Annotated in this window: 41 protein-coding genes; all 41 read right to left on the reverse strand. The window is 42.7% G+C overall.

All coding sequences use genetic code 11. From position 1 onward, the window contains the following. Positions 1-4 precede the first annotated feature (4 nt). The 41 genes from BSI_RS14830 to BSI_RS14685 all read right to left on the reverse strand — a co-directional run bounded on the left by BSI_RS14830 (position 5) and on the right by BSI_RS14685 (position 26859). The gene (locus BSI_RS14830; protein ID WP_003237383.1) at positions 5-1900 is read right to left on the reverse strand and encodes a phage baseplate protein; all 1896 of its coding nucleotides are present in this window, start codon (positions 1898-1900) and stop codon (positions 5-7) included. A gap of 10 nt (positions 1901-1910) precedes the next feature. After that, entirely contained in the window at positions 1911-3776 is a 1866-nt protein-coding gene (locus BSI_RS14825; RefSeq protein ID WP_249033934.1) for a phage tail protein, read from the reverse strand. Positions 3777-3798: 22 nt separating this feature from the next. Further along, on the reverse strand, positions 3799-4632 hold the full coding sequence (locus BSI_RS14820; RefSeq protein ID WP_032731904.1) for a phage tail domain-containing protein: 834 nt from the start codon (positions 4630-4632) through the stop codon (positions 3799-3801). A gap of 12 nt (positions 4633-4644) precedes the next feature. Then, the gene (locus BSI_RS14815; RefSeq protein WP_003237386.1) at positions 4645-8421 is read right to left on the reverse strand and encodes a phage tail tape measure protein; all 3777 of its coding nucleotides are present in this window, start codon (positions 8419-8421) and stop codon (positions 4645-4647) included. 62 nt (positions 8422-8483) lie between these two features. Then, a complete protein-coding gene (locus BSI_RS0120895; protein ID WP_003237388.1) occupies positions 8484-8630 on the reverse strand; it encodes a hypothetical protein in 147 nt (48 codons plus the stop codon). Positions 8631-8677: 47 nt separating this feature from the next. After that, entirely contained in the window at positions 8678-9040 is a 363-nt protein-coding gene (gpG, locus tag BSI_RS14810; RefSeq protein WP_003237390.1) for a phage tail assembly chaperone G, read from the reverse strand. A 57-nt stretch (positions 9041-9097) separates the two neighbouring features. Further along, positions 9098-9679 carry a major tail protein gene (locus BSI_RS14805; protein ID WP_003237392.1) on the reverse strand — a complete coding sequence of 194 codons (582 nt, stop codon included), beginning with the start codon at positions 9677-9679 and terminating at the stop codon, positions 9098-9100. 21 nt (positions 9680-9700) lie between these two features. Further along, positions 9701-10090, reverse strand: a complete 390-nt coding sequence (gene gp17 / locus BSI_RS14800) for a tail completion protein gp17 (protein WP_003237394.1) — start codon at positions 10088-10090, stop codon at positions 9701-9703. Further along, positions 10087-10479 (reverse strand): HK97-gp10 family putative phage morphogenesis protein, encoded by a 393-nt coding sequence (locus BSI_RS14795; protein WP_003237396.1) that lies wholly within the window; start codon positions 10477-10479, stop codon positions 10087-10089. Before BSI_RS14795 ends, gp17 begins: the two co-directional genes overlap by 4 nt. Beyond that, positions 10479-10805 carry a phage head closure protein gene (locus BSI_RS0120900; RefSeq protein WP_032731906.1) on the reverse strand — a complete coding sequence of 109 codons (327 nt, stop codon included), beginning with the start codon at positions 10803-10805 and terminating at the stop codon, positions 10479-10481. Before BSI_RS0120900 ends, BSI_RS14795 begins: the two co-directional genes overlap by 1 nt. Beyond that, the gene (locus BSI_RS14790) at positions 10795-11088 is read right to left on the reverse strand and encodes a head-tail connector protein (protein ID WP_003237405.1); all 294 of its coding nucleotides are present in this window, start codon (positions 11086-11088) and stop codon (positions 10795-10797) included. Before BSI_RS14790 ends, BSI_RS0120900 begins: the two co-directional genes overlap by 11 nt. A 54-nt stretch (positions 11089-11142) precedes the next feature. Continuing rightward, complete coding sequence (locus BSI_RS14785; RefSeq protein ID WP_003237406.1) at positions 11143-11550, reverse strand: collagen-like protein; 408 nt, start codon at positions 11548-11550, stop codon at positions 11143-11145. A gap of 26 nt (positions 11551-11576) precedes the next feature. Next, the gene (locus BSI_RS14780) at positions 11577-12782 is read right to left on the reverse strand and encodes a phage major capsid protein (protein WP_003237407.1); all 1206 of its coding nucleotides are present in this window, start codon (positions 12780-12782) and stop codon (positions 11577-11579) included. A gap of 48 nt (positions 12783-12830) precedes the next feature. Then, positions 12831-13427: an HK97 family phage prohead protease gene (locus BSI_RS14775; RefSeq protein WP_003237408.1), complete on the reverse strand. Its 597-nt coding sequence runs from the start codon at positions 13425-13427 to the stop codon at positions 12831-12833. Further along, positions 13420-14646, reverse strand: a complete 1227-nt coding sequence (locus BSI_RS14770; protein ID WP_003237409.1) for a phage portal protein — start codon at positions 14644-14646, stop codon at positions 13420-13422. The genes BSI_RS14775 and BSI_RS14770 overlap by 8 nt, the downstream gene beginning before the upstream one ends. Positions 14647-14650: 4 nt before the next feature. Then, positions 14651-14857: a hypothetical protein gene (locus BSI_RS14765; protein WP_003237410.1), complete on the reverse strand. Its 207-nt coding sequence runs from the start codon at positions 14855-14857 to the stop codon at positions 14651-14653. Positions 14858-14873: 16 nt separating this feature from the next. After that, entirely contained in the window at positions 14874-16607 is a 1734-nt protein-coding gene (locus BSI_RS14760; RefSeq protein ID WP_003237411.1) for a terminase large subunit, read from the reverse strand. Further along, positions 16597-17082 carry a phage terminase small subunit P27 family gene (locus BSI_RS14755; RefSeq protein ID WP_003237412.1) on the reverse strand — a complete coding sequence of 162 codons (486 nt, stop codon included), beginning with the start codon at positions 17080-17082 and terminating at the stop codon, positions 16597-16599. The genes BSI_RS14760 and BSI_RS14755 overlap by 11 nt, the downstream gene beginning before the upstream one ends. 233 nt (positions 17083-17315) lie before the next feature. Beyond that, on the reverse strand, positions 17316-17528 hold the full coding sequence (locus BSI_RS0120905) for a hypothetical protein (protein ID WP_032731907.1): 213 nt from the start codon (positions 17526-17528) through the stop codon (positions 17316-17318). 2 nt (positions 17529-17530) lie between these two features. Further along, positions 17531-17908: a DUF8602 domain-containing protein gene (locus BSI_RS23385; protein WP_510787530.1), complete on the reverse strand. Its 378-nt coding sequence runs from the start codon at positions 17906-17908 to the stop codon at positions 17531-17533. Then, positions 17905-18120: a hypothetical protein gene (locus tag BSI_RS14750; protein WP_003237413.1), complete on the reverse strand. Its 216-nt coding sequence runs from the start codon at positions 18118-18120 to the stop codon at positions 17905-17907. Before BSI_RS14750 ends, BSI_RS23385 begins: the two co-directional genes overlap by 4 nt. 141 nt (positions 18121-18261) lie before the next feature. Then, positions 18262-18579: a hypothetical protein gene (locus BSI_RS14745; protein ID WP_003237415.1), complete on the reverse strand. Its 318-nt coding sequence runs from the start codon at positions 18577-18579 to the stop codon at positions 18262-18264. Positions 18580-18647: 68 nt separating this feature from the next. After that, a complete protein-coding gene (locus BSI_RS22690) occupies positions 18648-18797 on the reverse strand; it encodes a hypothetical protein (protein WP_003237418.1) in 150 nt (49 codons plus the stop codon). Between the two features lie 537 nt (positions 18798-19334). Then, a complete protein-coding gene (locus tag BSI_RS14740; RefSeq protein WP_003220264.1) occupies positions 19335-19877 on the reverse strand; it encodes a tyrosine-type recombinase/integrase in 543 nt (180 codons plus the stop codon). Further along, a complete protein-coding gene (locus BSI_RS14735; protein WP_003237422.1) occupies positions 19874-20326 on the reverse strand; it encodes an ArpU family phage packaging/lysis transcriptional regulator in 453 nt (150 codons plus the stop codon). Before BSI_RS14735 ends, BSI_RS14740 begins: the two co-directional genes overlap by 4 nt. A 16-nt stretch (positions 20327-20342) precedes the next feature. Further along, complete coding sequence (locus BSI_RS22990; protein ID WP_003237424.1) at positions 20343-20471, reverse strand: hypothetical protein; 129 nt, start codon at positions 20469-20471, stop codon at positions 20343-20345. A 119-nt stretch (positions 20472-20590) separates the two neighbouring features. Beyond that, entirely contained in the window at positions 20591-20899 is a 309-nt protein-coding gene (locus tag BSI_RS14725) for a hypothetical protein (protein ID WP_003237425.1), read from the reverse strand. 15 nt (positions 20900-20914) lie between these two features. Next, the gene (locus BSI_RS22695; protein ID WP_003237426.1) at positions 20915-21055 is read right to left on the reverse strand and encodes a hypothetical protein; all 141 of its coding nucleotides are present in this window, start codon (positions 21053-21055) and stop codon (positions 20915-20917) included. A gap of 29 nt (positions 21056-21084) precedes the next feature. Further along, entirely contained in the window at positions 21085-21831 is a 747-nt protein-coding gene (locus BSI_RS14720; protein ID WP_003237427.1) for a hypothetical protein, read from the reverse strand. A gap of 80 nt (positions 21832-21911) precedes the next feature. Then, on the reverse strand, positions 21912-22721 hold the full coding sequence (locus BSI_RS14715) for a DNA adenine methylase (protein WP_003237428.1): 810 nt from the start codon (positions 22719-22721) through the stop codon (positions 21912-21914). 3 nt (positions 22722-22724) lie between these two features. Then, a complete protein-coding gene (locus BSI_RS14710) occupies positions 22725-22982 on the reverse strand; it encodes a hypothetical protein (RefSeq protein ID WP_003237429.1) in 258 nt (85 codons plus the stop codon). Continuing rightward, on the reverse strand, positions 22979-23209 hold the full coding sequence (locus tag BSI_RS14705) for a hypothetical protein (protein WP_003237431.1): 231 nt from the start codon (positions 23207-23209) through the stop codon (positions 22979-22981). Before BSI_RS14705 ends, BSI_RS14710 begins: the two co-directional genes overlap by 4 nt. Further along, positions 23206-23583 carry a hypothetical protein gene (locus BSI_RS0120915; protein ID WP_003237433.1) on the reverse strand — a complete coding sequence of 126 codons (378 nt, stop codon included), beginning with the start codon at positions 23581-23583 and terminating at the stop codon, positions 23206-23208. Before BSI_RS0120915 ends, BSI_RS14705 begins: the two co-directional genes overlap by 4 nt. 42 nt (positions 23584-23625) lie before the next feature. Then, positions 23626-23823 carry an XtrA/YqaO family protein gene (locus BSI_RS14700; RefSeq protein WP_003237435.1) on the reverse strand — a complete coding sequence of 66 codons (198 nt, stop codon included), beginning with the start codon at positions 23821-23823 and terminating at the stop codon, positions 23626-23628. Between the two features lie 71 nt (positions 23824-23894). After that, positions 23895-24050, reverse strand: coding sequence for a hypothetical protein (locus BSI_RS22700; protein ID WP_003237437.1), 156 nt, complete (start codon positions 24048-24050; stop codon positions 23895-23897). A 14-nt stretch (positions 24051-24064) separates the two neighbouring features. Further along, complete coding sequence (locus BSI_RS22705) at positions 24065-24205, reverse strand: BH0509 family protein (protein WP_003237439.1); 141 nt, start codon at positions 24203-24205, stop codon at positions 24065-24067. Between the two features lie 107 nt (positions 24206-24312). Continuing rightward, complete coding sequence (locus BSI_RS14695) at positions 24313-24858, reverse strand: hypothetical protein (protein WP_003237444.1); 546 nt, start codon at positions 24856-24858, stop codon at positions 24313-24315. Beyond that, entirely contained in the window at positions 24855-25013 is a 159-nt protein-coding gene (locus tag BSI_RS22710; RefSeq protein ID WP_003237448.1) for a DUF6906 family protein, read from the reverse strand. The genes BSI_RS14695 and BSI_RS22710 overlap by 4 nt, the downstream gene beginning before the upstream one ends. After that, entirely contained in the window at positions 25010-25159 is a 150-nt protein-coding gene (locus BSI_RS22715) for a hypothetical protein (protein ID WP_003237450.1), read from the reverse strand. The genes BSI_RS22710 and BSI_RS22715 overlap by 4 nt, the downstream gene beginning before the upstream one ends. 13 nt (positions 25160-25172) lie before the next feature. Then, a complete protein-coding gene (locus BSI_RS14690) occupies positions 25173-26003 on the reverse strand; it encodes a P-loop NTPase family protein (RefSeq protein WP_003237451.1) in 831 nt (276 codons plus the stop codon). After that, on the reverse strand, positions 25987-26859 hold the full coding sequence (locus BSI_RS14685) for a putative phage replisome organizer (RefSeq protein WP_003237452.1): 873 nt from the start codon (positions 26857-26859) through the stop codon (positions 25987-25989). The genes BSI_RS14690 and BSI_RS14685 overlap by 17 nt, the downstream gene beginning before the upstream one ends. Positions 26860-26947: the final 88 nt, after the last annotated feature.

Genomic DNA, 26947 nt, shown 5'->3' on the forward strand with positions numbered 1-26947 from the left:
CTCCTTACCCTATCGGGAAGACAATATTTAGGTATGTGTAAGTGACCGCGTCCACACTGTTGACATTAAAGCCCCATGCAACAATCTCACCGTTGGCACGCACATCTATTTTCCGATCCCCAGACGTTCCGGCAACCTGGCAACCGGTAAACCAAGCCTTCCCTGGCCTAGCACCTGCCGGCAGGACTGCAAATATTACCCCGTCCGTTTCCGGGATTTTAACCCTCCCACGCAAATAAACAAGACCGCCGTTAATGGCATACTGCAGCTTATCATCTGAATCCGGATTTGAAGCCCCGTTTTTCAAGGGTAGATTTGTCCAATCTAAAGCCTGGCTGGACATAAGCTCCGTCCAATCCCCGGCAACACCTGCGTTAGTGACAACACGCGTATAAATTTTGATGGGACGCCCTGTAGAGTTTCGGGTCAGTGTCTGAATAACAGACCCGGATATGTCAGCCGGCGCAACATGAAACCACCAGCCCGCGTCCCCGCCCGCTGGGTGATCTGTCAGTTTGGAAGTCTCGGCCGTAGTCATGTAATAATAGCCGACTTGGCGAAAGTCTTTTAGTTTCGTTATTCCATCGGGCAGCCGCATTGCATTTCCATTGTTTTTCGTTAACGGGTAGCCCTGAAACCCTTGTGATAGGTCCGTGGCAAAGGCAGCCGCATTGTCTTTTGAATGGTAGGCATACACTTTTGCCAGGCGCTTTCCGACTGAACCCGTTGCAATCGCAGCGAATAATGATTTCTTCCCTGTCATTGGGTCTTTATAAAGAAAAACGGATTCAGGCTCCCGAAAATCCCCCTCGTATTTCCCATCAGGACCTCGGCCAAAATCACACGTAATACGTTTTTTAAGCTTCCCATCTTTGAAGCTAAACAAAGACAATTCCGCCGGATAGGTGACGCTGTTTGTGTCTCCTGTGTACCAATACAAGTCATATCCGTCGATCGTAAAGCCTTGCAGGTAATGTAAATCGTTTGGAACTGTCACTTCTCCCAGCAGGTTATCAATACCGTTTTTCACATCATTCAATTTACGCAGCTGCACAACGCTGTCATCGTTGCTGTCTTTTAAACGTAATGCAATTAAGCCGTTTTGTTGATCAATTACAGGGATAGCATACAACTCAGTAAATTTGTTGAATCGTTTAATCCCACCGTTTCCGCCGTTGATCGTCGCACCGGCTGTGTACGGGAAACGAACCAAGTCATGACCAATCGTGCTGCCGTTTGAATCGACAACATCATAGTTTGACCAGATATACATTCTGTCGTTTTCTCGTTCAAGTCCGATTGTGGTGCCGTGCCCCCCATGAACGACTGTCATGCAATCAAGCATTACTCCGTTTTTATTCATCCTGGTAATAACGAAGTTTTGACTTTGATCTGTGTTGCCACTCCCCACCTGGGTCGCGTAAATATCGCCTGTTTTCTCGTCGATTACGAAACATTGCAGCACCGTTTTATCTGCAAGGTTCAAACTCGTGTGATAAACGGGCGGAATTGTCGTGTAATCGAACCCGTATTCTTTTTGAACAGAGGCGTCAAGGGCAGAGAGTGATTTCTCAATCTCTACAACACGCTCATTGGCTGTGTCAAATTCTTTACCTTCACGATTTATGCGGAGGTCCAGAACCTCTTTTACATTCGTGCCGTCTGCTTTGGTAATCACGTTAGCGAAACGCTTTTTCATCGTTTCTAGTTCTGTAGAGACAGAAAGACCGCCATGATCAATTTGACTTGATTTGTGGGCGGTCGTTGAACTTTCATGATATTTAAGTTTATTGTTTAGCAGGTTGACTTCCGTTTCTGTTGCCTTGGCGTTATCGTCCAGCTGAGTAAAGAGTTTGGCGTTTGGAGCATCCCCATGCCTCTTATTAAGATAAAGCGTCATGTTTTCACCTCTATTTCTGTCCTACTATGAGGATTTTTACTTTTGAACCTTCTGGAACACCCAGAGGATCACTTATTTTTCCGTCTTTATAAAGGGATATATTAATGATGTTTGTGTCCACATCTTCCGCGTACAACGTATAGCCCGCCTCTTTCATAATGGAATTGGCATCGCCGGTCACATACTGGATTGCATAATCATCATCCGTATTCAATGAAAGAATGCTCGCCGCCAAGGAAGCAAAACCATCACCAGAAGATACAGACCATTCACCATCTAAGAATTGCAAAGAGAAAGTGTATGTGGTCTGCTGTGAAGCCTGCGTATTCGCAAGGCTTTGCTTTATTTGATTGATCTCAGCAAGCCCAGAAGCCAATTGATTTTGATATTTCTTGATGGCCTGCTCCTGATTCTTCGCGCGCCTTTTCTCCTCAATTTCCATGTCTACGCGGCTTTTTCGTTTTCCGTTAATTGTCAGGTCAGAGGGCTGTTCTGGTCTTAATGGGTTGTATGAGGCCGCTGTTGCTCTCAGCTTCCCATCAAAAGTGATCCCGTTCAAAGGCGTATCAGCATATACACGAATGGTGTCCCCCGCCATAACCGGCTCTTCTATATCAGCCAGGGCCTGATCTAGCAATTCCACATAGTCGGCATCATAGGACACCTCTGCATAAGGATTGACTTTGGTTTTAAGTAGCTTAATCATGTCATCCTTTGTCTTGATTGAATCATCCGTGACCGGTTCCGCCCAGGATGGCTGCCCGTTAATCAGAAACTTTTTTTCTTCTGGATGAACATAGGTTACCGGAGGAAAGACATATTTTTCATCCTCATTCTTGAAAGTTCTGTACACCCCGATAATGTTGCCGCGCAGGAGATACATGACCGGGTCAGCTTTCTTTGTGCCTTTGGTATTTGGGTTATTGCTGTCCCTGCCTTTAAAGGTAGCTACTACCTTATAAGTCTTGCTGTCCAGGCCACGAATGATATCAAACTCTTTTTCTGTTGGGGCTGAATCTTTATAGACAGATATGGTTTTCGTCTGATCGCCTATCTTAAATTCCCATTTACCGCCCAGCTTCGACACAAGTGTTTTAAATTTAAAGCCTGTCCCTGTGAAAGAGAAAGAAAACGCGGCTCCTATTTTCTTCGTATAATCTGCTTTTAGTGAACTATCATACGCCCAGGTGCCTGTTTTGGAATCATAGGGAATGGACTGATCGCCCAGGATGTCTTTATCTTCCTTGAGCTTCCCGTATCCTTTCACCCGTGTTGTTGTGTTATCTTCCGTTGTTGTGATCTGTAAGGACGTGAGATTTGAAAGGTTATCCAGCCTTTTTACAATCTCTTTGCCAGCTTTTTTGTAAATGTATAAATGCGTGTTATTCGGGATAATTTCAACCCCAAAGGTAGAAATGATTTCGTCCATCAGTTCAGAGGTCTTTTTATTGCCAAATCCCTCTAGCTTTTTAGCTCCGATTCCCTTTGCATCCGGCATAATTGTAAATGTGATTTCACTGCCTTTCACTGCGTGCTTAAGTGCTTCATTGAGAGTTTTTGTACCTTCTATCGTCTCGTGAACAACATGCTTGATCGCCCTAAAGGAATAGATGTGCGTGGCTGTTATGTCTTTAGTTAGCAAGGCCCCTTCCTGTTTGATCGTGGGCGTGTTAATGAAATACTGCTGCTTTTTATATCGCACCTCGTCGATAATAATAAAATTTCTTCCGACTAAAGCATTGAAAGGGATCTGATTGTACTCAGTCAAGGTAATTGAAAAAGACAAATCCTTTTTCCCCGTGACGTCATCATTCACTTTAGGCTCAACGTGAATAAGCTCATGTTTTTGACCGGTTTTAATGTCATGGACAAACATCTGATTCAAAGAGCCTCACCCCCTATTTATAATAAAAGTGTGTAATGAATCGGATATCGCTGTAGGTAGCTCCGGCAATCCTAAATTGATTCTGGCCGGCTGCAAGAGTCGGGAACCGCCCACTCCTATCGGAAATAGGCGCAGAGTTCTTCAAAATGTGATGCTTCAAAAGCGTTATCTTATCCGTTTTTGAAAATTTCCCGTTCAGCGTCAGGGTCTCATTTGTTGTGATATTAGTGATTGAAATATCAGTACCCTGCAGATACATTTCGACGTTGTAATTGTAGTTAATCGGGTCCAGTCTTACGTCCCCTATGTTATCCACTACAAAAGAATTTTTATTTTGAAAGTGAAACACAGGTGTTGAGTCCCGCCGGATATTCATGCCCAAGTGAAACTTTTCGTCCTTCAATTCCATAGATGCAGTGCTGTCATTTAAAGACTCAGCAAGTCCCTGAATGGCCGTTAATGTAATATCCACTTCCTGATACTTTTTGCCGTTTTCTTGATAGATGGAAAATGCGTCATCACACGTAACAAGCCATCGTTTATAAGGCTGCTGCGTATTGATCACATAATAGGGATCCTCTCTTATAAAAAGGTTGTACACGGCGTCCCTTTTAATTTGGAACTGGTAAGAGCTGTTTGCCTCCACGAGCACTTTTATGTTGATTTTTCTTTCTGTGTATCGTCCAGTGTTCCCCCGCTTAAGCATCATCGTCCCATTAATGAGCGCGTTTGTTCCTGCCGTCTGCCTTTCGAACACTGGCGCCTCCGGCCTAAATGAAGAAAGCGAGACACCTGGAAGAGTCTCGCTTAAATACTTGCCGTCTATTATTAGATCATAGTTTATCAACCTACCACTCTCCTAAGAGAAGCTTACATTATTCAGCAATCCCTTTTGGTTTCTTTCCTTGTTGTATGCTTCGTCTTGAATTTTATTTAATTCTTGGACGCTTAGTATTACATTTGGGTCTTTCGCTACAAGCTGCGTTAATAGTCTTACCGTTTGGCTTAACAGATTAATTTCCGCTTGCTGATTGCTGTTTTGTTGCTGCAGCAAAGTCACCATGGTTTTCAATGCGTTTGCATCGCTTGAGCTTGACCGGATTTCCGGCTCATACCCAACCATTTTACCCGCCTGGCTGAGAACCTTATGAGCTTGGCTGCGCCTAAATTGACGCAACGGCAGCAGCATTTCCCCTTTATGCACCTCAGCCATATGATCACGCGTAATCAATCCGCCTGTATCGTAACCAATGTAACGGCCGCCGCGCGCCATAGACTTCAAGCCTGGATGATTTAAGATTCCGCCGTATCTGCTGTTCAGATAGTTAATGGAGGCAAGGATCTGATCAACTGGATTTTTGATATTTCCGTGCCCTGGTTCCTTATTGGCGTTAAAGGTACTCGGGATAAACTGCATAAGCCCCTGGGATGGGTGGCCTGCTTTCCAGTTTGAATCCCATCTGTTTACAACATTCGGATTGCCGCCTGATTCCTTCATAGCTATTGTCTCTAGCGCTGAGGCATATTCTGAACCCAGCCCTTTTATCTTTAAGGCTTGAGCAACCCACTTTTTGACGGCTTCCGTGCCGCCCTCACCAAAGTTGCTTGATTCTCCAAACTTATCTTTGATGAAATTAACAAAATTCTTTTTGATAAGGGAGAAAGAACCCTTTAGGACATCGCCGGTAATGCCTTTTACTTTAGGCAGTTTTAACCCCAGCTTTTCAATAACCTTTTTGACGAGTTTCGACGGGTTGCTGATATAGTCAAACACATCTAAAGCAAGGTCCTTCACTTTCCCAACGGCTGCCTTTGCTCCATTCCACATCTTTGAAATAAAGCCTTCTTTCTTCTTTGTTCCGTTTGCATAAGCCGGAACCCCTGAAAGAAAAGCTCTAGTGTCAATTGCTGACAAGACTTGTGTTCCTTGAGGGAGGTTCATAAGCGTATCAGTCGCAGGGCTCAGCCCCATGTGACCCGAAGGGGTTATAAAAGCTTCCGGTCCAGCATTTGAGCCCTTACCATCACCGAGAATGGCTAGACCTCCCGGATGCCCGCCTGTACCATTTGCATACTGCGGCACTTCCCATTTAGGGATTTTAGTATCAACCCCGATTTTTCCCAAAATCCAGTTGATACCCTGCTGAGTAAAGCCGTTGATGATTTTACCGAAGCCACGGAGCGTTCTGTTTCCAAAGGCTTTTATTCCGTCCCAGGCTTTGCCTGCCATGCTCTTAATTCCGTCACCCATTTTCTTAGGTAGCGCCTTCGCTCCATCTACAATGTCAGTGAATTTTTTAGAAATACTAGTTTTCATGTCAGTGACAATTTTTAGAGCTTTATCTTTCAAGAAACTAAACATTTTTCCCGCATTTGTGGCGCCATCTTTAAACAAACTTTTGATCCAGCCCCACATTTTTGGGAATATACCTTTTAAGCCAGCGCCGAGAGCCTTGGCACCGCCAAGAATCTTGCCGAAAAACGAAAGTTGGATTGCATTCCAGACAACTTTTATCGCGCCCGAAAATATTTTCTTAATTCCTTCCCACATTTTTGAAAAATTCCCGGTTAGTAACCCAGAAAAAACGAGGATTACGCCCTGAATTACAGACATTGCGCCAGTAATTACGCCCTTGATGTTGCCCCATACAGATTTAATAATCGCAAGTACGGCAGGCATGACAAATTGGACAACGGACCACACATTTTGAAGGGCCTGAGAGATCACAGAACCGTTTTGCTGCCAGAAAGACTTCCACTGCCCAGTGAGTTGGCCAATGAACGACATGACACCGCCCAGTGCCTGTTTGACCAGAGGGCCAAGGGTTCCAAAAACTTGGGATGCAATAGTGCCAAGAGTCGAAAAGGTCGGCTTCATGGCGTCAAAACTTGCCTTCATGTTGGATATGATGGGCTGTGCCTGCTGCTTAAAGCCGGAAAAAGCAGTCTTGATATTGTTTATCCCGTCGATAATGGTTTGGACCGTTAACACCGGGAAAAAGTCCATCAGTTTATCGGCACCTTTTGACGTATCACCATTGAAAACGTCCATAATGCCCGAGAAAATAGTCTTTAAATTCTTTCCGGCATTCGCGATATTGTTAAAAGTCGGTTCAAGGCCTTTCATGCCAGACTCTAAGCCAGACATGACCGGTTCAAGTAAGCTTAGGACCCCATTTCCAATAGGCTCTAACGATGCTAGGGCAGAACGTCCAATTTTTTTAAGCCTTGTCCCAAAATTATCTTGTAGGGCCTGGCCTGCTTTTTTGGTTGCTCCACTTGTATTTGAAAAGCTGTTCTCTATGTTAGCCAGGGCAGAGACGCCTTTTTGACCTAAATCCTCGAACTGCGTACCCATAATTTGCTGCCCTATCTTATAGGCATCGCTTTTGTTTTTCATGCCGTCAATATCTTTCATAACAGCCGAGAAAACCAGATCGCCGCCTTTCCCAGTCTTTTTAAACTGAGCGTATAAATCTTGGGTGTGTTTTGATAGTGATTGCATGGCTTCGTCTGCTGTTCCGTCTGATAAACGAATGTTCATTTCTTTAATCAGATCGCCAACCTTATCCAGCTGGAAGGCCCCTGATTCAGCACCCGCCTGAAAGACCGAAAACATTCTTTGTGTGGAGAAGCCTGCAGCTGCAAACTGATTGGAATATTCATTAATGGAATCTAGAAACTCTCCGGAATAATCAAGGCCCTTCTGAAAACCACTAGTGATCATGTCCATAGCAGCATCAGAGGAAAGTCCATCAAATGAATTTTGCATCGCGTTGATTGACTTAGTAATATCGTTTCCGTCCTGGTCAAAAGCTTTGGCAATGGTCATGGTGCCCTTCGTAACTTCTTTTACCGTTTCGTCGGTTGCACCCTTTAACGATTTTACATTCTGTTTTACGTTGACGATTGCATTTTTAGCATCACCCACGCTGTCACCGAAGCCATCAGCCCACAAGCTTTTTGCTGAACTTGCTACCTTCTGAGCCTCTTTTTCTGTAAGTCCTAATTGAGCCCGTATTTCTCCCTGGGCTGCCTGCGTATCAAGTGCCATTTTTGCACCCAGCCCGCCGATTGCAGCTGTTAGGGCACCGACACTGGCAACGCCTGCAGTCAGCGCACCGACCAGGCCGACTTTTATAAAAGAACTGAATTTGGATACTTTCCCGCCGGCGTCACCACTTGCGTCGCCGATCTCTCTTTGCCTGTCCGTCAATCCCTCAGCGCTTTCACTTGCTTTGCTTTGGGCTTGTTCAAGCATTTTATATTGCATCTGTGCGCGCCGCAGTGAACCTTCCAGAGAATGATACGATTGAATCTGAGTATTTAGCCGCTGGGCGTATTTCTGCGCCTGTTCTGACCCTTCGCCGTATAACTGAACCTGTTTCTCGTAAGATTTCCGATACTCTTCCACAATCTTCTCTTGAATGGAAAGCTCATTTGATAAACCTTCAACCTTCTTTTTGCTGGCCGTGAGTTCATCACCCATCGCTTTAAACTCTTGAACAGTTGCTTTTGTGGCCGTTCGTGCCGTTTTAAGGTTATTTCTGAGACCGGTTATTCCTCTGTTTACGCCGGCATCGTTTAGCGTGGTGTTAATGACTAAATTTCCTATCGGTCTGCCTTCTGTCGCCAAATAGTTACCTCCCTTCTATCGTTTTTTAGAAACACAAAAAGAGCGCCTTTACAGACACCCTTTTACAAAGTTGCACCGAATATTTGATAAGCAGGGACAAGTTTGTTTTCTTCCTCATGCTTGTAAGTTGCAAGATCAAAAAAGCGTTGTACATCCATGTCATCTATTTCATGAAGCTTGTAACCATTTTCCATCAAGTCAAGATACATTTGCTTCATCCTGTTAAGATAGTCCCTGTAGGTCATTGGCTTCCCTGTTATTTTTGAGCTTTCTCGGCCATCTTCTTCAATTGAGCCTTTTTTTTATCTTTAATCATAACCTGATCAATAATATCTCTGAGCCAGTCAAATAAATCATCAGATTGAACACCGTCTAGAATATCATCAAATGTAAATTGATTTTTGAATATGTCTAAAACAAGAGTCATCATGTCATCCATTACATCATGCTCTGTCATTCCAGATTCTTCATCCATTGCCTTTGCATGTATTTCTAAAGCTCTATACGTATATCTTGCTGTAACAATTGGCTGAACAAATGTTTTTTCTGGAACAGATACAATTTCGCCGTTTTCATCTACTTCAGCTAGGGCATAATCTCTTAAAACTGCTTTAACCATTGTGAAACCCACCTTTTAATTTTTATAGAAAAAGCAGCCGTCATCCGGCTGCCAGTTTTATTTTCCTAAGTCTGCACTTACTTCTTCTGTTGTCATGCCGTCTGGCAGCATCCCATAAGCACGTTGATAGAATTTCTCTAATGTAAATCCATCGTTTTGATCGTAACCAATCAGGAAGACAAGACCGTCCGATTTACGCGGCAAGAATTGCCCTTCGATCGTATCTGTTTGATAGTCCACTTTATCTTCTTTCGTTTTTCCTTCCACAGAAGGGATTCCAAATTTCCCTTTTAACAGGGCATAGTACACATAGCCTTTTTCATGGTGTTTTTGACGCCATGTGATGCACACATAAGGAGGCTCCATATCTTTATGGTACTCTTCAATACCATCGACAACCTTTACACCTAAAAGAGTTCTTTTCATTTCTGTAGTAAGGTCCGCGACATTTAATTCAAGTTTTGTTTCACTAACTCCTGTACTTTTTACCGCAAAAATGCCGTCATCCGCATAAAGAGGTGTTAGTTCAGAAGAAACATCCAGCTTCGCTTCAATTGCCCCCGGCAAACTTTCAATCTTAGAGGCTTTTTCATCAACAAGCTCAGAATAATTAATACCACTTAGCCCCGTCTTAGCCATTCATATCATCCTTTTCTATGTTTATTTTTTGAAATCAATTAATTTCGTGGCCCTGTATCTCCGAGCATACCGATACAGAGCAATATCTGGGTCACGGTCAAAGGCTGACGCATATTGCTTATAGTCATTCTCTGCCATGATCTGATCAATCACAGGCTGAATAGCCTGGGCGTCCTTTAATGTTTTGGTCCATAAATCTATTTGAATATCAACCTCAAATGTTAGGGCCCTATCGTCCGCATAGTCTTTTCTGTGGCTCTCAAGCTCGTTAATGCGAATCATTGGGGCCTTTTCTATGTCCTGATCTTCTTCTGGAACAAAGACCAGGAATATCCGGTCACTGTCCACAAGAGAAGCAAGTGTTTCATTTTCACTTAAAAGCTTTTCGACTTCCTGGATGGGAAGCATCATAGTCCCAGCTCCCTCATATAAACTTGCTGCACGATCTGTAAAACCGTCTGCTCCATCTCGTTTGATGTCCTCTCAATGAAATGCTGCGGGGGCTGCTTGATCGTTCCAAAGTTAGAGAAGTGTAGGCGAGATGCTGTTTCTTTTCCATATCCCACACTTGCATATATCTCCCCGTCTTCCTTCGCCTTTGAATACACCACATTATCTTTCATGTGCACTTTGTGGGGGTCCTGGTCGCTTTCTCGGCCTCGGGGTGTATTACGTTCCAGAGCCTCAGCAAAAACCTGTGCGCCTGCCTGGACGGCTGCTTTTGCCGCCCTGGTATTTTTTCTTGCAAGCTTATCAAGCTCTTTTTCTATACCGCCGATACCGTCATCTTGCCGCGCCATCAGCTCACCTTCTCCGCAAAAACATTGATCAGGTTTTTATCCTGAGAGTTTGGGAGAATATCTTTTATTTCGTAAAGCTCATCATCATGAAGAACATGCATGTTATTTGTCGCCTTCTTAACTTGCTGATAGCGAATAATGAACGTGATGCTATTTTCTAAGAAGGTGCCAGCTGTCGTGAGCTTTTCCCTTAACTTCTGTTCTCTTATCTCAGCCCAGCAAGAAAATAAGGGCTCATTTACCACAATATTCTCCCTGGTTTCCGGGTCCTTCCCGTTCTTTCGTGTAACAAAAGTGATGCGTGTATTGAGCCGGCTAAATTCCATCTGTATACGCCCCTCTGAATTGCTGAATAAAGTTTGTTACGCCGAAAGGTATTTCTTGCAACGCTTTGTCCATTGAGGATACGCGCTGTTCATACCAGGCACCGACCAGGAACATGACAGCTGTATCAAATTTAGGGTTGTTTTGAAAGAACGAATCCCTGTTTGGCGAAAGCGTTACGGCATCCTTGATATAATCTTCCGCAGTATCTTTCAACTGCTGGATAAACCCATCATCAAAATTGTGATCTATACGCATCGCAAGCTTTAATTCTTCAAGCGTCATTCCAACACTCCTTTACAAACAAAAAGGGACGCCGGTATGCGTCCCGTTATGTCATTATTCTGTTGGCGTTCCTTTCAATTCATCAATTTGTTTTTGCATACCATCAAGTAGAGACTTTACTTCACTGTTCAGGTTATCCAATTTCACGCTGCCCTTTCCGATGTGATTACTTCTAACTGAGCCGTCGGCCAACATTTCATTCGTGATACTTCCCTTTTCAATAACTGCCGGGTCGCCTTTTTCACCTTTCTCACCTTGTGGCCCCTGTGGCCCTGTCTCACCCTTTGGCCCGGCCGGTCCGGTTTCCCCCTGTGGTCCTTGTTCTCCCTGCATCCCCTTGATAAACAGAGGGTTTTCTTCACTGTTTCCGCCAAGATAAACTCGGGTAATCGGTTTTCCATCCGTGTCCATTTCCGATGCTGTCCAAACGTTTCCACTTTTATTTAGAAATTCTTCCGCCATTTTCAATCATCCTTTTCAATTATTTTTTATTGGCCTACGTCTACCGCTGACTGATCTTCTGTACTAGTTGTCGTTTGATTGATAGTGACAAAATAACCGGCTTTCTCATCAGCTTTTTTCACGTCAAAACGAACTGCCAGAGAAAGGACTTGACCGTAAATGTCATTTTCTACCCATTTCGCCGTAGCCTCCACACGGTTTGCGAAAAAGACAGCTTTTTTCAAGTCACCAATGAACATAACTGCGTCGCCATCTTTTTCACCTAAGATTGTGTCATCAACAGTTGAAACCGGTCTGCCAAATAATGATTTTCCTGAAGGAGAAGAAATACTTTGCTGTAAAATGTATTGTCCGTTTTTATCTTTTAACGTATCTAAGAATTGGAACGCAGAAGCAGTCGCAACAATGTCACGTTTATAGGCTTGTTTCAAATCCACATTAAAAATCTTTTTAAGTTCATCAGTTCCTGTTACTGCCTTCTGTGGAAATGAGCGCAGCACTTTTGCAACAATATCATTTTTTGTATTTCGTTTTACCTGCTGCAGATGCTCCGCGACAATAGCAGTTAAGTCAACGGCAGCATCATCAATGGCTTCCTGTGAAATAGGGAGCTGACCACGATATGTTTCTACCGCCCAAGGTACTTTGTTGAATTTAGGTTTCGCCAATTCAGGGTTTTTCTCTAACTCAGCTACAGAAACTAACTTTGTGTCCGCGTTAGCAAGAACTGGATAACTACCAGAGGCTGTTTTCACCGGAACCTTGTTTACGATCTCGCCTAAATCCACAACATCCTCTGGCTCCCGTTGTGGTGTAGTAAGTACCTCAATAGGGATAATTGCCTCAGCCCCATCAGATTTCAACCCGTCGCGTTTTTCCCCTTTTGATCGCAAAAACTCTTCAAAAGCTCTTACCTCTTCTGTCTTACCTGGTTTGATGATTGTACGGAAGCCTCCGCCATGCATTGATCTTTTCTCCTCGTCGTCTTCTTCTTTACCGCCAGCTGGTGCTGGGTTCTCTGGCTTAAGTCCTGCTAACTCTTCATACTCCGCAAGCTTTTTTTGCAGGGCGTCAAGCTCTTCTTTCATGGAAGTGATTTCACCTTTCAAAGCAGTTGCTTCATCCAGCTTGTCTTCCTCTGCTCGTTTTTGGGCTTCTGTAATTTTTGTATTAATGGCCGTTTGTTTTTTAGTAACCTGTGATCGTAGTTCCTTAATTTTTTCAGTTAACATGCGTTTGCTCCTTTTCAAATAAAATAAGCACCCGGTTTTAGAGTGCTTTTACAATCCGATTTTTAATAAATCCAGCTGCAGCAGCAGCTTTTCTTTTTCCGGATTCCGGTTTCTTTCCTCATACTGCTGTAAATTCCGTTTTGCAATTGTCACGTCAGTGTCTTCATAAGCCGGATAAGTAACGACTGACACATCTGTAAGCTTTGAAATGTTTCTCAAGCTCCGCAACGGCAGACCGGTTTCCTGGTCACGAGTAAAACTGTCCCCATCCTTCCCTAGCATGAAGCCGAAAGAACAATTTGAGATATTCCCAACCCGCAGATTTTCGTATAAATCCGATGCGTACTGTGTATTCGGCAAAGTAACATCGAATCTTAAGCCGATGTCATCAACTTCAAGCTTAAGCGTGCCGGCAGACGTACGGCCGAGAATCTTGGATGGGTCATGATCAATCAATGCCCGCACATCGCTCATGTCTGTCTGATCCAGAGCCCTTTTATCAATCATTTCAATAAAACCGCCCAAATTGTGGCTGCGGGTGCCGAATTTTAAAGCATAACCACTAATCACTTTTGGGCCTTCATCGTCTGAATGAGCTTTTAAGGCCCCTTCCTGCGACGTTCTAATCTCTACTCCCTTAGACATTCCCCTCACCTCCTTCACCTGCTGACGAGATCGGCAGGCTCTTTGCTTTTGCTTTCTGAATTTCGTCCATCGAATCAATGTTCACGTAGTTCAAACTCATGTAACGCTTGTCCCCGTTTGGTATTGGCTCGTAACCATACTCAGCCAGGGCATTGTTGAGAGAAAAAATACCATTTTGCAGCAGTGCAATAACATTTTCGCGCTTTGTTTTTGCATCCGTTTCCCTAAATCGCCGTGTGTCGAATTGAAATTTCCGTTGTAGGTTTAAAGGGTACGGCAGCATTTTGAAATTAAGCTCTGAGGCGATGGCCGCAAAATAGTTGGAAAGTGTATTTGTCAGATAGTCCAGGTTCGCTTGTTCTAGTGAGGTGTTGACCTGCTCAATGCCCAGCTTGTGCGCCGGCAACCCGAACACTTTGGCTATCTGTTTCGTTGAATGCGTGTAGTTATTCACGACCTCAAGCACTTTCGTATTGATTTCTAACTGGCTAAACTCCATATTTTCATCAAGTACAACGACCCGCTGCTGATTCTTTATGCCAGAGTTTGCTTTTTCAAATTCATTACGGATTTTGTCCTTTGCCTCAGAAGACAAATGCCCTTTTTTCATGTTTACAATACCGCTTAAGTTGACGCCTCTTCTGAAAAAGTCTGTAACAAGGCGCTTCCCTGCCTCCTGACTTTCGATTTCATGCTTAAGACTAGAAAGTGGGCTCATACCCGTTATTCCGTCCATGCTGAAAAATTTAATGTGCAGTACATTTTCCGGCTTTAAGACTCTTTCTTTGCCGCCAGACGGATAATATCGGTACAGTATTTCGTTTCGGTCCTGCAGCTGCTCGGCATAGACTTCACTGTTCAATAAATGGATAAGCTCTAAGGGCGTACCCTCTTTATCCCGGACTATTTCCGCATAAGACTGGCCGTTCATTAAAGCATTAGCCACCAGGATAAATTTAAAAAAGTACCCTGAATAATAATCATTGGGTTTCTCATTCAGTAACCTGAATAGATCGGAATCCTTTTCCTCAACACCATTTTGATGAACCATAATTGGTGACGCTGCAATATCAGAGGAAAGGGTAAGAACTGCCGTGAACACATCGCTATTTTTGATCGCACTGACAGACGTGTAAGACAGTCCATCCAAGCCGAGAATGATTTCATTGAATTCTCGGGCCCCTGGGCTCTGCTTATCTAATGATCGAAAGAATGCCACTTAATCACCTCCCTTCCTCTTCTTTTGGGTTCAGTAAGAAGGCAATAAGAACGAGAAAAAGACCTGCAACAATAAAGCCGGCTACGGGATGAAGATAGAAAACCCCATAGTCGATAACAAATAAGCCGGCCAAAAATAAAAGAGTATGCAAGTTCAACTTAATAAACTGACATACTCCCATCAAAAATATATTTATTTTTCCGATTTTCATGGCGCCCCCTCCTTCCCTAAAGAGTAAATTCTTCGCTTTCATAATAAGAGTTCCAGTCAAATTCCTCTTGTTTGTAATGGTACATTGCGCCCGTGTGTGCGTTCATCATTGCCGCTGCAGGGTCAATCTTCTCCCTGTTCAGCGCTTTGTCAATTTGAATCGTATCATTCACTTTTTTCAGCATTGCATTGTGCATCGCCGTATCAAGTAATGGATTCTTGCTGTGTATGATTTTTCCGTCGAATACATTCAAACGAAAATCTTTTGTTGGTTCAGATAATGTGCGAGGACCTTGACGAACTTCAATCAGCACATCCTCATAGCCATATTTCTCAATCTCATTTAAGACTAAAGAGATATTGTAAGGGTCAAAGAAAATCCCCTTTACTTGTAAATCAAATTCTTTAATATGATTGATCATATATTCCACAACCTGCTGCAGATTAATGATCCCTGATTTCTTATCGGTTATGGTACAATACCCGGCTTTCGCAAGAGTGCGATAGTCCAGTTTGTCACGTTCAATTTTATTATCCAGTCCGCCTTTTGTTCCAACAAATGAATGACTGTCTACATAAAATGTCTCATTCTCATCCTCTAACGGATAAATGAAACTGAGGGCCGATAAATCATCTGTTCGTGATAAGTCAATCCCTATATAGACTGGCTTTCCTGTAATGTCTGGCGCAGCATCCACACCGCGCTTTTTCCAATCGTTCCCGTTGATAAAGCTTTCAGAGGAAGCAGACTGCCATATATTAAAGTTTTTTACGAGTGTACCGTTTAGATCATCTTTATCAAGAGCCTCTTTCAATTTCTTGCGGAGGTTTTTCAAGATTTTCTTTTGTAGGCCCTCCACCTCAAGTAGTGGATTGCTTTTTATCCAAGTGCTTTCGTCGTAAATTTCCTCTTCGTCGTCCTGTTCATAGACAATTGCAAAATAGTTTTCGTTTTCCTTACGACCACTTAGAATATCGTCAACATAAGGGTACTCTTGCGAATACATGGGGCCGTTCAGCTTAAAGCCGGCTGTACTAATGATTAAGATAAGGCCCTGATCCTGCTGACCTTGGGAAGACTCTAGAACTTCCATCATTTTTGTGTTGGAGGCTGTGTGATACTCGTCAAGAATCCCGATAAGAACGTTCAAACTGTCCAGGTTATCAGTATCCCTTGATAAAGGCATAATGACGCAGTCATCTTTCAGGTACCGGATTTCATTTTGTATAATTTTTGTCCATTTCCTCATGAATTTCGATTTACTTCGTATCTTCTTAAGCTGCATCGAAATCATTTTAAAGACTGTTTTCGCCTGGCCTCTTGAATTAGCTGTCGCATAAATTTGCCTGTCAAACTTAGGTGCTTCGCCGTAAATCAGCTCATACAATGATAGACCCGCTACAAGTACAGATTTACCGCCCTTTCTCGCCATGCTTATATACGCTTTGGTGAATCGCCGGAAGCCGGTTTCTTTATTCCTCCAAGCATAGAGCATGTACACAATGAACTTTTGAAACAAAGCCAGTTTTGTTGGTTTACCAGTTGATATATCAGGCAGCATCTCAAGAAACTTAATGACCTTTTTTGCTTTTTCAGGTCTGTATTCATATTCATAGGACGGGTCAGCCGCTCTTTCCAAATCTCTCAGGTGACGCTGACAGGCTTTTATGACTTTCTTGCATGCCGTTATTTCTCCGCTGACAACCTTTTTCGCATAAAGCGTGCCGGGGTCAAGATGTTCAGTCGTCATCTATCGCCATTGCTCCAAACTCATCATGTTCCTCACTGTCGCTGTCGAGGCCGACGATTCGTAGGCGTGAATCCAGAGACAGACCAAGCTGGCCGGCAATGCCCCGAATCTCTTTAGACATGCTGTTCATTATGTCCACAGATGGATTTTTCTTTTTAACCGTCTCACCCCGGCTGTTTTTTTCAAACATGACTTGGCCGTCTTTGGCTATATCGGCCATCGCTTCCCGATACTGTGCATAGCTGTTGCAATAGATCGCAAGCAATGTCGAATCTAATTCAGAGATTGGCAAATTGATAATGTGCGGGTAGATGCGCCGCCATTCATTCTTCGCCATAGTGGACAACCAGTATGGTGGCTTTTCTTGCAAGGGCGAAAAATCTTTCAGTTTTTCTTCCTGCTGCAGACGCTCTTCCCGCTCTTCGTTGGTAATTTGTCCTTTTAACGTTTCCGTTAATTGTTTTCGTCTCGCCAATCAAAACCACCACCTTTCGTCCAAAATACATCACATAAATTTCGGTAAAATCAGCGAACGACAAAAACGCCGATCAACTCATATGAGATAAGGGATCGCGCGTAATATTTCAGTATTCAAAATCCGGCTTAAATAGCAAATTTCAAAATTCCATTTCAACATTTTTTACAAAGTTGAGGGGGCGCCGATGCTCAGGAAAAATTTTTTGGTACCCGGTTAAAGATCGGGGGGACTTAATTCATTTTCCCGTTAAAAATTTCAGAATCTCCCCCCACAATCGGGGAAAGACCATGATACTCTCTAACTTCGTTTACTGTAAGTACGCCACACCGCATAAGACCTGCAAATTTTTTTGGACTCATAGGCTCTTTTTTAGGAACCTTCGGAGCTTTACCTGTTGGTCTAATATGAACCTTTGGGGCTTTAACTATCGGCCTAAACGGCATAATCATTCTCCTTTCCCAAATGTGACTTGGTTATGATGATACTGACACAGCACCTCAAGATTATTTAAATCAGTACGTGCCTGATCATCGTTTAAAACGTCTCTAAGCTCTTTGAACTTGTGATGGACTACTAACCTATTAGACTTATTTAAACGTCCCTGTGAGGCACAGACGGCACAATGATAGTTACTTTCTCTAAGCTTATGCTCTCGTAGGAGCTTCCACTCTCTCGAATGGTAATAGGAATAGAGCTCATTGTTCTCCCTGTTGTACCTCACATCTTTGTTGTACTGCTTGTCAGCATAACCCTTGTGCTTCTCACAAAAACGTTGTGTCCAGTCCACATAGTTACGGCAGGCTGGCGCATTACATCTCTTCATTGGCAAGAGAAACAGCTCTCAGAGGAAAGAGGCTTCTCTTCTGCATGTGGTTCATTTACAATTTTGAATTCATCAACCTCAATCGTTTCTAGTTCTAATCCGCCGTCAAGAAACATGACGCCTGTTTCAATTGCCCTTTCAACTTCTACGCGCATTGCTTCTTTTGTTTCTTTATTGAGATGTGCGTTTGTTTTAATCACTAAAATTTTCAATCCATTCACCCTCCTATATATTCTTTCTAAACTGCCACCGTACTCAAGCCGTTAACCGCCAATTGTCCATCCTGAGATTTACCGGAAGCAGTTTACAGAGAAAATAAAAAGCACTTTCACAAAAGGAAAGTGCTTTTACAATTAATTTAATTCATCTACTAGTTTTCGCAATTCTTCAGCTGCTTCTTGGACACCTGACGAGTAATCTTCTTTAGGTGTGTCTGTATCGCCTAAATACAAATACTTCTCTAAAAAGCTATCAATTTTCGCTTTATCCTCTACTGAACCATCTCTGTAATATGGTGAAACAGCAGCTACAAGAACGGTAAAAGCACGGCCGATTCTATCAATATAATCTGCATCAATTACACCATATAATCCGCCACGACCGTTAAGGCGAAGTGCTTTTCTAGCTGCCGTCTCTAATCGCATGGATATTTGATGATTTATTAAAGCCATAGTATCACCTCCCACCTTATTATCGGTGATAGAGAAGAAATAAGGAATAATTTGCAGAATTTGTCGAATTATTTACGGACAAGCTTACATCTTGTTTCAACGAGCAATTTAGTTAATTCAGGAACCGACATATCATACAAAGCCGCTCCCTTCGCTCCTTCATAGCATCCAAGAGACACAAGTGCTTCTATAAATGGCAGCTTACTTTCGTTAATCACGGCACTACCTCCATAATAGAATATTTAGTACATAGTTTTTTTAGTGATAAATCCCAATAAAAAAGCGCCCTCCCAATTGGGAAAGCGCCTGTCGATTTATTACCTATTACCATAATACATGACTGAAAACAAAATGGCGTGCCGTTATCGTGCCATCTTTCTGCCAAAATTTTAATACATGCCTTTTTGATCTAAATGTGTTGCACCTCTGCTCATAATATTCACCACCTGATATGTAGATTAAAGACACATTAAACCATACCTTTTTGTTCTTTCTTTGATCCTGCACCTCTACTCATCCCGCTCACCTCCTGTATTACGATGATACACGAAAAGAGACCGAATTTTCCAATTATCCACACAATCCACGAATTACCCATATGTTTTATACTGTGCAACTCGTCGAACTGAGCCACCCCCTTGTCCTCTCTGTTTTTAACCAATATCCCTAAAATGAATTACACACCTGTTATTTTTGAGGAATTGACGAAAAATGCAAAGAAAAAAGCCCATCCTTGTTGTTTTGGATGAGCCTGGTTATATTTTAAATTTCTTCATAGCGTTGTTCATGGCGTCTTGATTGATTCCAATGTATCTAAGGGTTGTCCGTTGGTCTGAGTGATTAAATATCTCCTGCAGCATGGCAACGTCCTTCGTTTGTTTGTAAAAGTGATAGCCAAATGTTTTCCTCAATGTATGAGTGCCGATGTCATCTAAACCAACATACTCAGCAGCCGCCCTGAGAATCTTGTATGCCATCGACCGGGATATTGGCTTGTTAATCCCTTCACGGCTTTTAAAGAGAAATTCATGATCCTCTTTCCCTTCGACATAGGCCTTAAATTCTCTTTGAAGAGCTGGCGTCATATCGATTCTCTTTTTCTTTTTCGTTTTCTTCTCTATGAGATTGAAGTATGGCCGTTTCGCGTCTCTCACTCTCAGCTGCAGAATATCTGATATGCGGAGCCCTGAATTGATACCAGTCACAAATAGCATGTAATTCCTCATGTTTTGCTCTTTTAAAAATCTCTTGATGTAGAAGATACATTCCGGATCACGTATAGGCTGAACAAAATTCATTCAGTAGTTCCCCCGTCCTTATATACTTCTTCTCTCAAAGCAAATGCCAACCGATATAGAGCCTTTGCCTTCACACGATAATAGCTGCGCTGGCTCAGGTCCATTTCTGCATACACTTCATAATCATACATTTCTTCCGGCTGCATATAGAGCATGACAATGATCTGCCGTTCTCTTTGAGAAAGACGGTTAACAGCTCTTTGGATCCTTTTTAAGAATTTGTCACGCTGAATCTCCCAATCAAGACGCTTTAATGCTGCCTCTTCTGTTGAAGAATGAAACTCATTCGTGATGCTTGGCGGAACAATGCTATAAGTAGGTGTAACCTTTGGCAAAAAATCATCTGGCACCTGCAAGAGATATAATCGGTATTGATCAAGCAGCTTCTCTGCTTTTAATTTAGTCGCTTCTTCGTCAATCTGAGGAATGTTTAATGTTAATTGATTCATATTTTTACCCTCCCGTTTATTTGCGTCTTAAAGCCCCGCCTTTGCCTCTTCTCAATGTTTGCCTATCTTGACCCATCATTCGCCGCCAAAACCGTTCAGAACACTCCTGCGCGTTTTTATTGGGCTTTTTCTTTCTCTTCTTCATGTCACCCCTCCGTTCAAATAAAAAACGGACACCAACCAAAGCACAGATTTCTCTGTACAGTGATTAGTGTCCGCAGGCGTCTCCATCTTGGACCTATTTAATTTTGTATAGTAATCTCCTTACCAATCGTTCCGTCGATCTTCAATGACTTTGTATTGTTCTTCTGTTAATGCGATGTGTACTGGCTTATAATACTTTTTAATGTCCAAAGCATCGGGTCCGAATTTTAATTTCCCTAAAAATCTATAAAAATCCTCAACATCGCTATCATCAGGCATACTTTTATCCTTCTTCACGATCACAAGAGCATCTGTAATGTCCTCTATACTTACATCCAATCTTTCATCTGACCAATCCCCACAATCTGGTCCATCACATAAAAATCTTTTCTCTTTGTCTTTCGCTTCGAATACAATAGCTGGAATCATCACTCCGCGCCCTCCTTATTTCTGCCCGCCGACGGTTTTCATTAGATTGTCTTGCAGCAGGAACATCAGATAGTTCCTGCCATTGTCGCCGTACTTCTGTTCAAAAACTTCAATTGCTTGCTGGAGAACAGGCTTGTAATCTTGTTTAACTGTCACACGCCGCACATCCCTTCTCGCATTCCCTTTTAGAAACTTGGTTCCGGTTCTTCTTCTGGCGTAACTTCATCATTTTCCCATTCAATATCAAGGATTATCCCCACGCCGTTTTGTGATAACCTCATGAGAAGAATTTCAAATTCATTCAGATGTCTGAGAGATTTTAAGTCATGCACTGAGTTGTATTTCAAATCCCATTCCTTGTTTGCTCTGTACTTATAAAGAGAAATAGGTATTTCAAAGTTCATTTCTTCGTCATGATCACACTCAAATAAAATTGCTGCATACTCAAACGAACTCCAACTTCTATCCTCGTTACGTTCAACATTTACAGATACCTCAACAGCTTCATATTCAGGTCCATCGTGAAATTCTACTTCCAGACCGTCAGTTTCAACGTTTTTTGCAACATAGTTCATCCACTTTGCGAAGAGGTCAGACAGTTTGATTGTTTTTTCTTCCGCCGCTTCTTCCGACATCAAGTCCTTGAAATTGTTTAGAAGGTTACGGTTTTCCAATGTTGTATTTTGTAATACTTCGACCAGCACATGGTCAAGCTTTGTAATGTACTTTGAATAATCATAGTTTTCTAAGTATGGGACGATGACGCTTTTTAGTTTGCTTTTGATAATCCCGGTTACATCGCCATAGCTTGAGAATAAATTTTCAAGCGCTTTTGAAATTCCTTTTTCCAGTTGTTCTGCGACCAGTTTTTCAACCATTCCTTCTTCCATTTGTTTTGTGATTACATCTTTGATATTTTTTTCAAGGTTCATTTTTATTTCCTCCTATTTTGTGTTTATGCTTATAAATTTGGGCCTGCAAATAACTCGATGCTTTTCATAGTCGTGTTCTCCTAATCAAATAAACTAAGCTGAGTGATTTTATAATTAAACAGCAACATTTCTTCAGCCCCTCGGTCTTTTCCGGATCCCCCAACAACCTGCTTGTACGCTGAAAAGGTTTCTGTCGCCCAATTCGGGTAGATCTCGAGTATTAAAGGATCATCGTAGTAAGAGAGAATCACTTTACCTTTGATCTGATTTAACAGCCGGGCCAGTTCTCGGTGATCATCTTCCGTGAAGCCGCCAGCGTAAAACTTCTCACGACCAACATATGGAGGATCAACATAAAACAAAGTATCGGGACTATCGTATTTCTCAATGATGTTGCGAAAATCCTTACACTCGATCATGACGCCCTTCATGCGGTTAGCAAAGGACTGGAAGGCAGTACAGGCGCTTATGTATCCGCCCGCTGGGTTCTGGCCGCTTTGCGTGCTGTGCCTCCAACCAGTCTGTGGCACATTCTCCGCGTTCCCCTTACTGATGCCGGAACGATTCATGTAAAACCATCGGACGGCCCGTTCAAAATCATCTGACGGGTATTCCTCGGCTTTCCATTTCTCATAGAGCGCCCTGCTGTATGGAATGGATTCACAAGCTTTCTGCATTGCCTTGGGATCCTCCCTAACTTGCATCAAGAAATTCACTACATGGCCGTCGATATCGTTATATACCTCATGTCTCATTTTCGGCTTTTTAGCAATTACATGGGCTGCCCCACCGAAAGGCTCAACGTACACCTTATGGGCAGGCATTTTATTTATAATGTGTTCGGCGTATTTTGCTTTTCCACCGAACCAGATTAAAGGTGATCTCGCCATGCCTTAACCCCCTATCCCCGGAAAAACTGCAATTCCAAAGAATAAAACCACCGCAATCCCACCGAGAAGCCAGCCATTTGTCTTGTCTCTTTTTGCAATAATTGCGTCATTGCCTATCATTTTCAGATCATCAGCCTGAGCAACGATCATAGGCACTTCCTCGACATTAACCTTTAAATGTTCCGCCGCCTCATAAATGGTCATCGCTTCGTCTTTCGTGGCTTTGACTGCCCGCTGAAGCTCTACTTGTAAAGGGATCATTCTGCATCACCTACAATCTGCAGATTCTTATAATGAGCTACATGCCCACAGGGATTTTCCCAAATATGAACTTGTCCAAAGAATCCGTCCTCGGAATGCTGTGTGAGCTGTGGATTCCCCATCTCCCCGCCGCAAGTAGGGCATTTCCAAAGTGCATTCACTTCTTTGAACCCGATCATGAAACCATTGCAATCGCGGGCGGGAATCGTTACTTTTTTTGCATTCATTTCGTATCACCTACTAATGCTTTTTTTGCAATATCTCCCCAATCCATATCAATAGCAGGCGGACAGTCTTCAAATTCTTTTGTGTATGTTGTTTCTTCCGCGTAAAATTTTAATGCTTCTTTATACCGCCCGTTGTCAGACTGTAGCCGCTGAATCTCTTCCTGCGCCTGCCGGAATTGATGAACCGTTACTTCCTGCTGGCGCTTGTTTTCCTCAATGATTTCCTTTAGCCCTATAACTTCATCAGCAAGAAGGTTTACCGCCTGATTCTTGCCGAGTGGTAGGCTGTTAGAACCCAGCTCGGTATAACAAACCCCTGAAATATCCTTACGAAACACAACGCCCGATAATAAAGTGAATTTATATTGGTTCATGTCCGTTCCTCCCATATCGCAGAAAGGACCGGCCCCTCTGCGTCACATTTTATATCCGATCTCAAAATCAATTCTTGAAAGATTGCCTTTTGACGTTTGCACGATTGTTTTCCCGTGCTCCGGCATTTCCGTTAATTTAAATGATCTATTGTTTCCGTCAATCACAATGACGTAATTTTTGTTATCCTCAATTTGATTAAGAACCTGTTCCAGATTTTCTATATGTTTTGGACAGTTCACTGTCAACGCCCCCGTATGGTATAATAAAAGTGTCTAATTTCTATTTGCCATACGGGTGACGTTGACCGTCATCACATCCAATCGCTCATCGGGAAAACTTGCAGCTTTGTCTGCGGTTCTTCTGTTGGGATGATTGGATGTTTTTTTATATACTCCAAACGCTCCTCTTCCGTCATAACCCATGTAATGACTTCCCCATGCTGACGTAAGTTTTTATTTTCTGCCATGTCCTCTCGCCTCCTTACTCTTCGTTTAATTGTTTGATGCGCAGATTGTAAAGTGTCTCAATTTCATCGTCTGACTGGCGTTCCAGAAATGCTTTTCCGTATCCGCCCAAGATAGTGAGCCACTCAATCAAGTGCTGGCGTTCTGTCCATTCCAACGGTCCCCGCTCCCTTCTTGATCAATAATTGCATTGCAGCATTTTTATAGTCGGGCGGACATTCTTCATACCGCACGATGACCATAAGTTGATGAATGGTTGCTTTCTCAAAAGGGAAGGCGCTGCCTGATAAGATCATGCTCTGTCGCATCCTTTCCGAGAAGTCCGTTCATTCGTGGCTGAATGAAGTCCCTGCTGGCTTGATCCATAACAAGGAATAGAACCTCGTCTATGTCTCTATTAAGCTGCTCTGAAATAAAGATAATAGAATCATTGGCTTCCCACATTTCACGGAATCGCTTGACTTCCCAATCATTCCAGACAAAGTTTTTTTCAAGGAATGGAATATATACCGGTCCATCCTTCAAAAACCGACGCAAGCTCTCTTTTTTCTCTTCCATGAGCTTTTTCCTGATTGATATTTTCTTATTGGCATTTAACCCGTAAGGACGTGGCGGCAATATGCGACCTCTTCCAAAGTCAACGATCAGCAAAATGATTTCATCCGGCTTTCTGTTCAACAGCTCGGCCATATCGTAAATTGACTTACCGTCATACCAGTAATCTACAACCTGACGCATTTGCACCAATGACCATTCGAAATTAAGATCCACCAAAGCAAGTTCTAAACGATCAGCCCGGACCGCATTCATGCCAAACACTTCCTTACCGTTCCTGTATACCGGTGAACAATGATCAATCTCCGTTCATGCTGCAGGTTTTTAGAAACCAGCCAGTTGTTTGGATTTAAACCGTTTTGCTTGATAATGTCCTTTTGCGCGCGTGTTGGGCGTCTACCGTGTTTCACACTGCATTCCTCCTAAAGTTTTGATAGTCAGCAATTTTTTGATCAATGAGAGCAATGAGTTTATTAATCTCTTGCTTTCGCTCAGCGTCAGTAAGCTTTCGTTCTGGCTTGAGCTCCCAAACGCCGGGCATCACTGCTTGTACCACTTGTATCCCCCCCTTAAATCGGCAAAGCCGGTGTCTTGCGCCCTTTGTCCTTTTGTTTCTCTTCAAAATCAATTTGTTCAAGATGGGCTGTAAGGCGGTTGACGGTCTTTCTGTCATAAAGCTTTGCTAAAGCAACGCCGGTAAGATTTGTTGTCACTATGGTCACCTTGCCTTGTCTGCCAGTAGAGACCCCATACCAAACTCTTTGAATGAAATCAGGTGCTGTCCTTTTCTCGTTATCTGTGTCACCCACTTCGCTCCCCAAGTCGTCGATGACGAGGTAATCGACTCGTGTAAGCAGTTCGATCGCCTTGGACTCCGTAAGCTTTTCAGAATCATCGTTGAAAGAATTTTTTATGCGCCGCATGAGTGCGTCACTATTAACAAAAAGGGCTGATTTTGCATATTCTTCTTGACTCTTTTTGTTGAGTTCTTTAAGCGCTGATATTGCCAGATGACTTTTGCCGGCGTTGGACACACCCGTTAGAAATATGTTCATGACCGCGCCCGCTTTGATCTGATCCACCAGTTCAAGCATCCGGCGTTTGTTCTGAACATCCTCATTGTTGTAACAATGAAAGGTTTCGAATGTTGCCTTTACCAAAGTTGGATCAGCAATAAGTGAATGTGTAGAAAGAACCTTTCTCTCTACCTGCCGGCGCCATGCCTCAGCTTCTTGTTCGATCTCCTTATTGCGCTGTTCCCTTTCACACATCGGGCATTTTACTGAGCCGTCACGCAGCTTCATCAGTTGAACTGGGTAAGGCTTTTCTTCTCCGCCGATAATTCTTGTGTGCTTATTGCAGTAAACAGGATTTCCATCCTCATCAGTATGGAATGTCATCCTCCGAGATATTTCGCCCTTGACTGCGACCGCCCGCTTCCTTGTGATTTCCTCCATGTGATAAGCCTCCTTTTTGGTTTAGATAAGACTCGAACTTTGTGCCGAACAATGTTTCAGGACGCAGAAACTTATTCATAGCAGGGTCATTAAGCCATTCCTCTGTTTTCACTAGGATGACGTGTTTGAAATCTTCAAAACGAAAACCATCTTTCCAGAGTTTCTTTATAAGTTTTCTTGTTTTGTCAGTAGTATGACGGTATCGTGTACCCGCTACTTTGTTCAAAAGGTCGATAATAAGTTTGTAAGGAATCTCCTCTTTTGCATTTTTTGAAGAGGACGCGCCGTCTGGTTTACCAGACAATATATCTTTTAATTCTTTTTCTTTATCTAATTCTTTATCTATATCTGTACCGTCATGTGACGTCACGCTAACGTCATTCTTTTTTTCTGGTGCAGTTAACTGTAATAGCTTCTTCCGTTCCCGGTATTTTCTGTTTCTTTCAGCGTTTAATTTTCTTACTCTGTCCATACCTTCAACGTTTTGGTGTTTTTCCCAATTGGCAATAGATATGAATTTATTTTCGTCAACTTCAATCATTCCAAATTGTTGAAATGTATTTAACGCCATTCTGACAATTGGTAAGGGCCTATTAAAAATAGTTGCCAACATTTCGTCGGTATACGGGATGTTTTGATTTAGATAAATGTATCCAGAAGCATTGGTTTTACCAGCTTGAGCAAGTAGTTTTACCCAAATAATTAAAATCGTATCTGATTCAGGCATTTGCTCTATCAATTTAATTTTTTCATCCTCAAACATCTGAGTGCTTAACTTGATCCACTTTACCTCAGACATTTTGTCCAACCCTTTCTGATTTAGTTAAGGGCCATACTGATCTTTTTCCGTTAACTATGACTGATCCTAATAAATTGTCAGCTCTTTC

This window comes from Bacillus inaquosorum KCTC 13429 (assembly GCF_000332645.1).
Classification (GTDB): domain Bacteria; phylum Bacillota; class Bacilli; order Bacillales; family Bacillaceae; genus Bacillus; species Bacillus inaquosorum.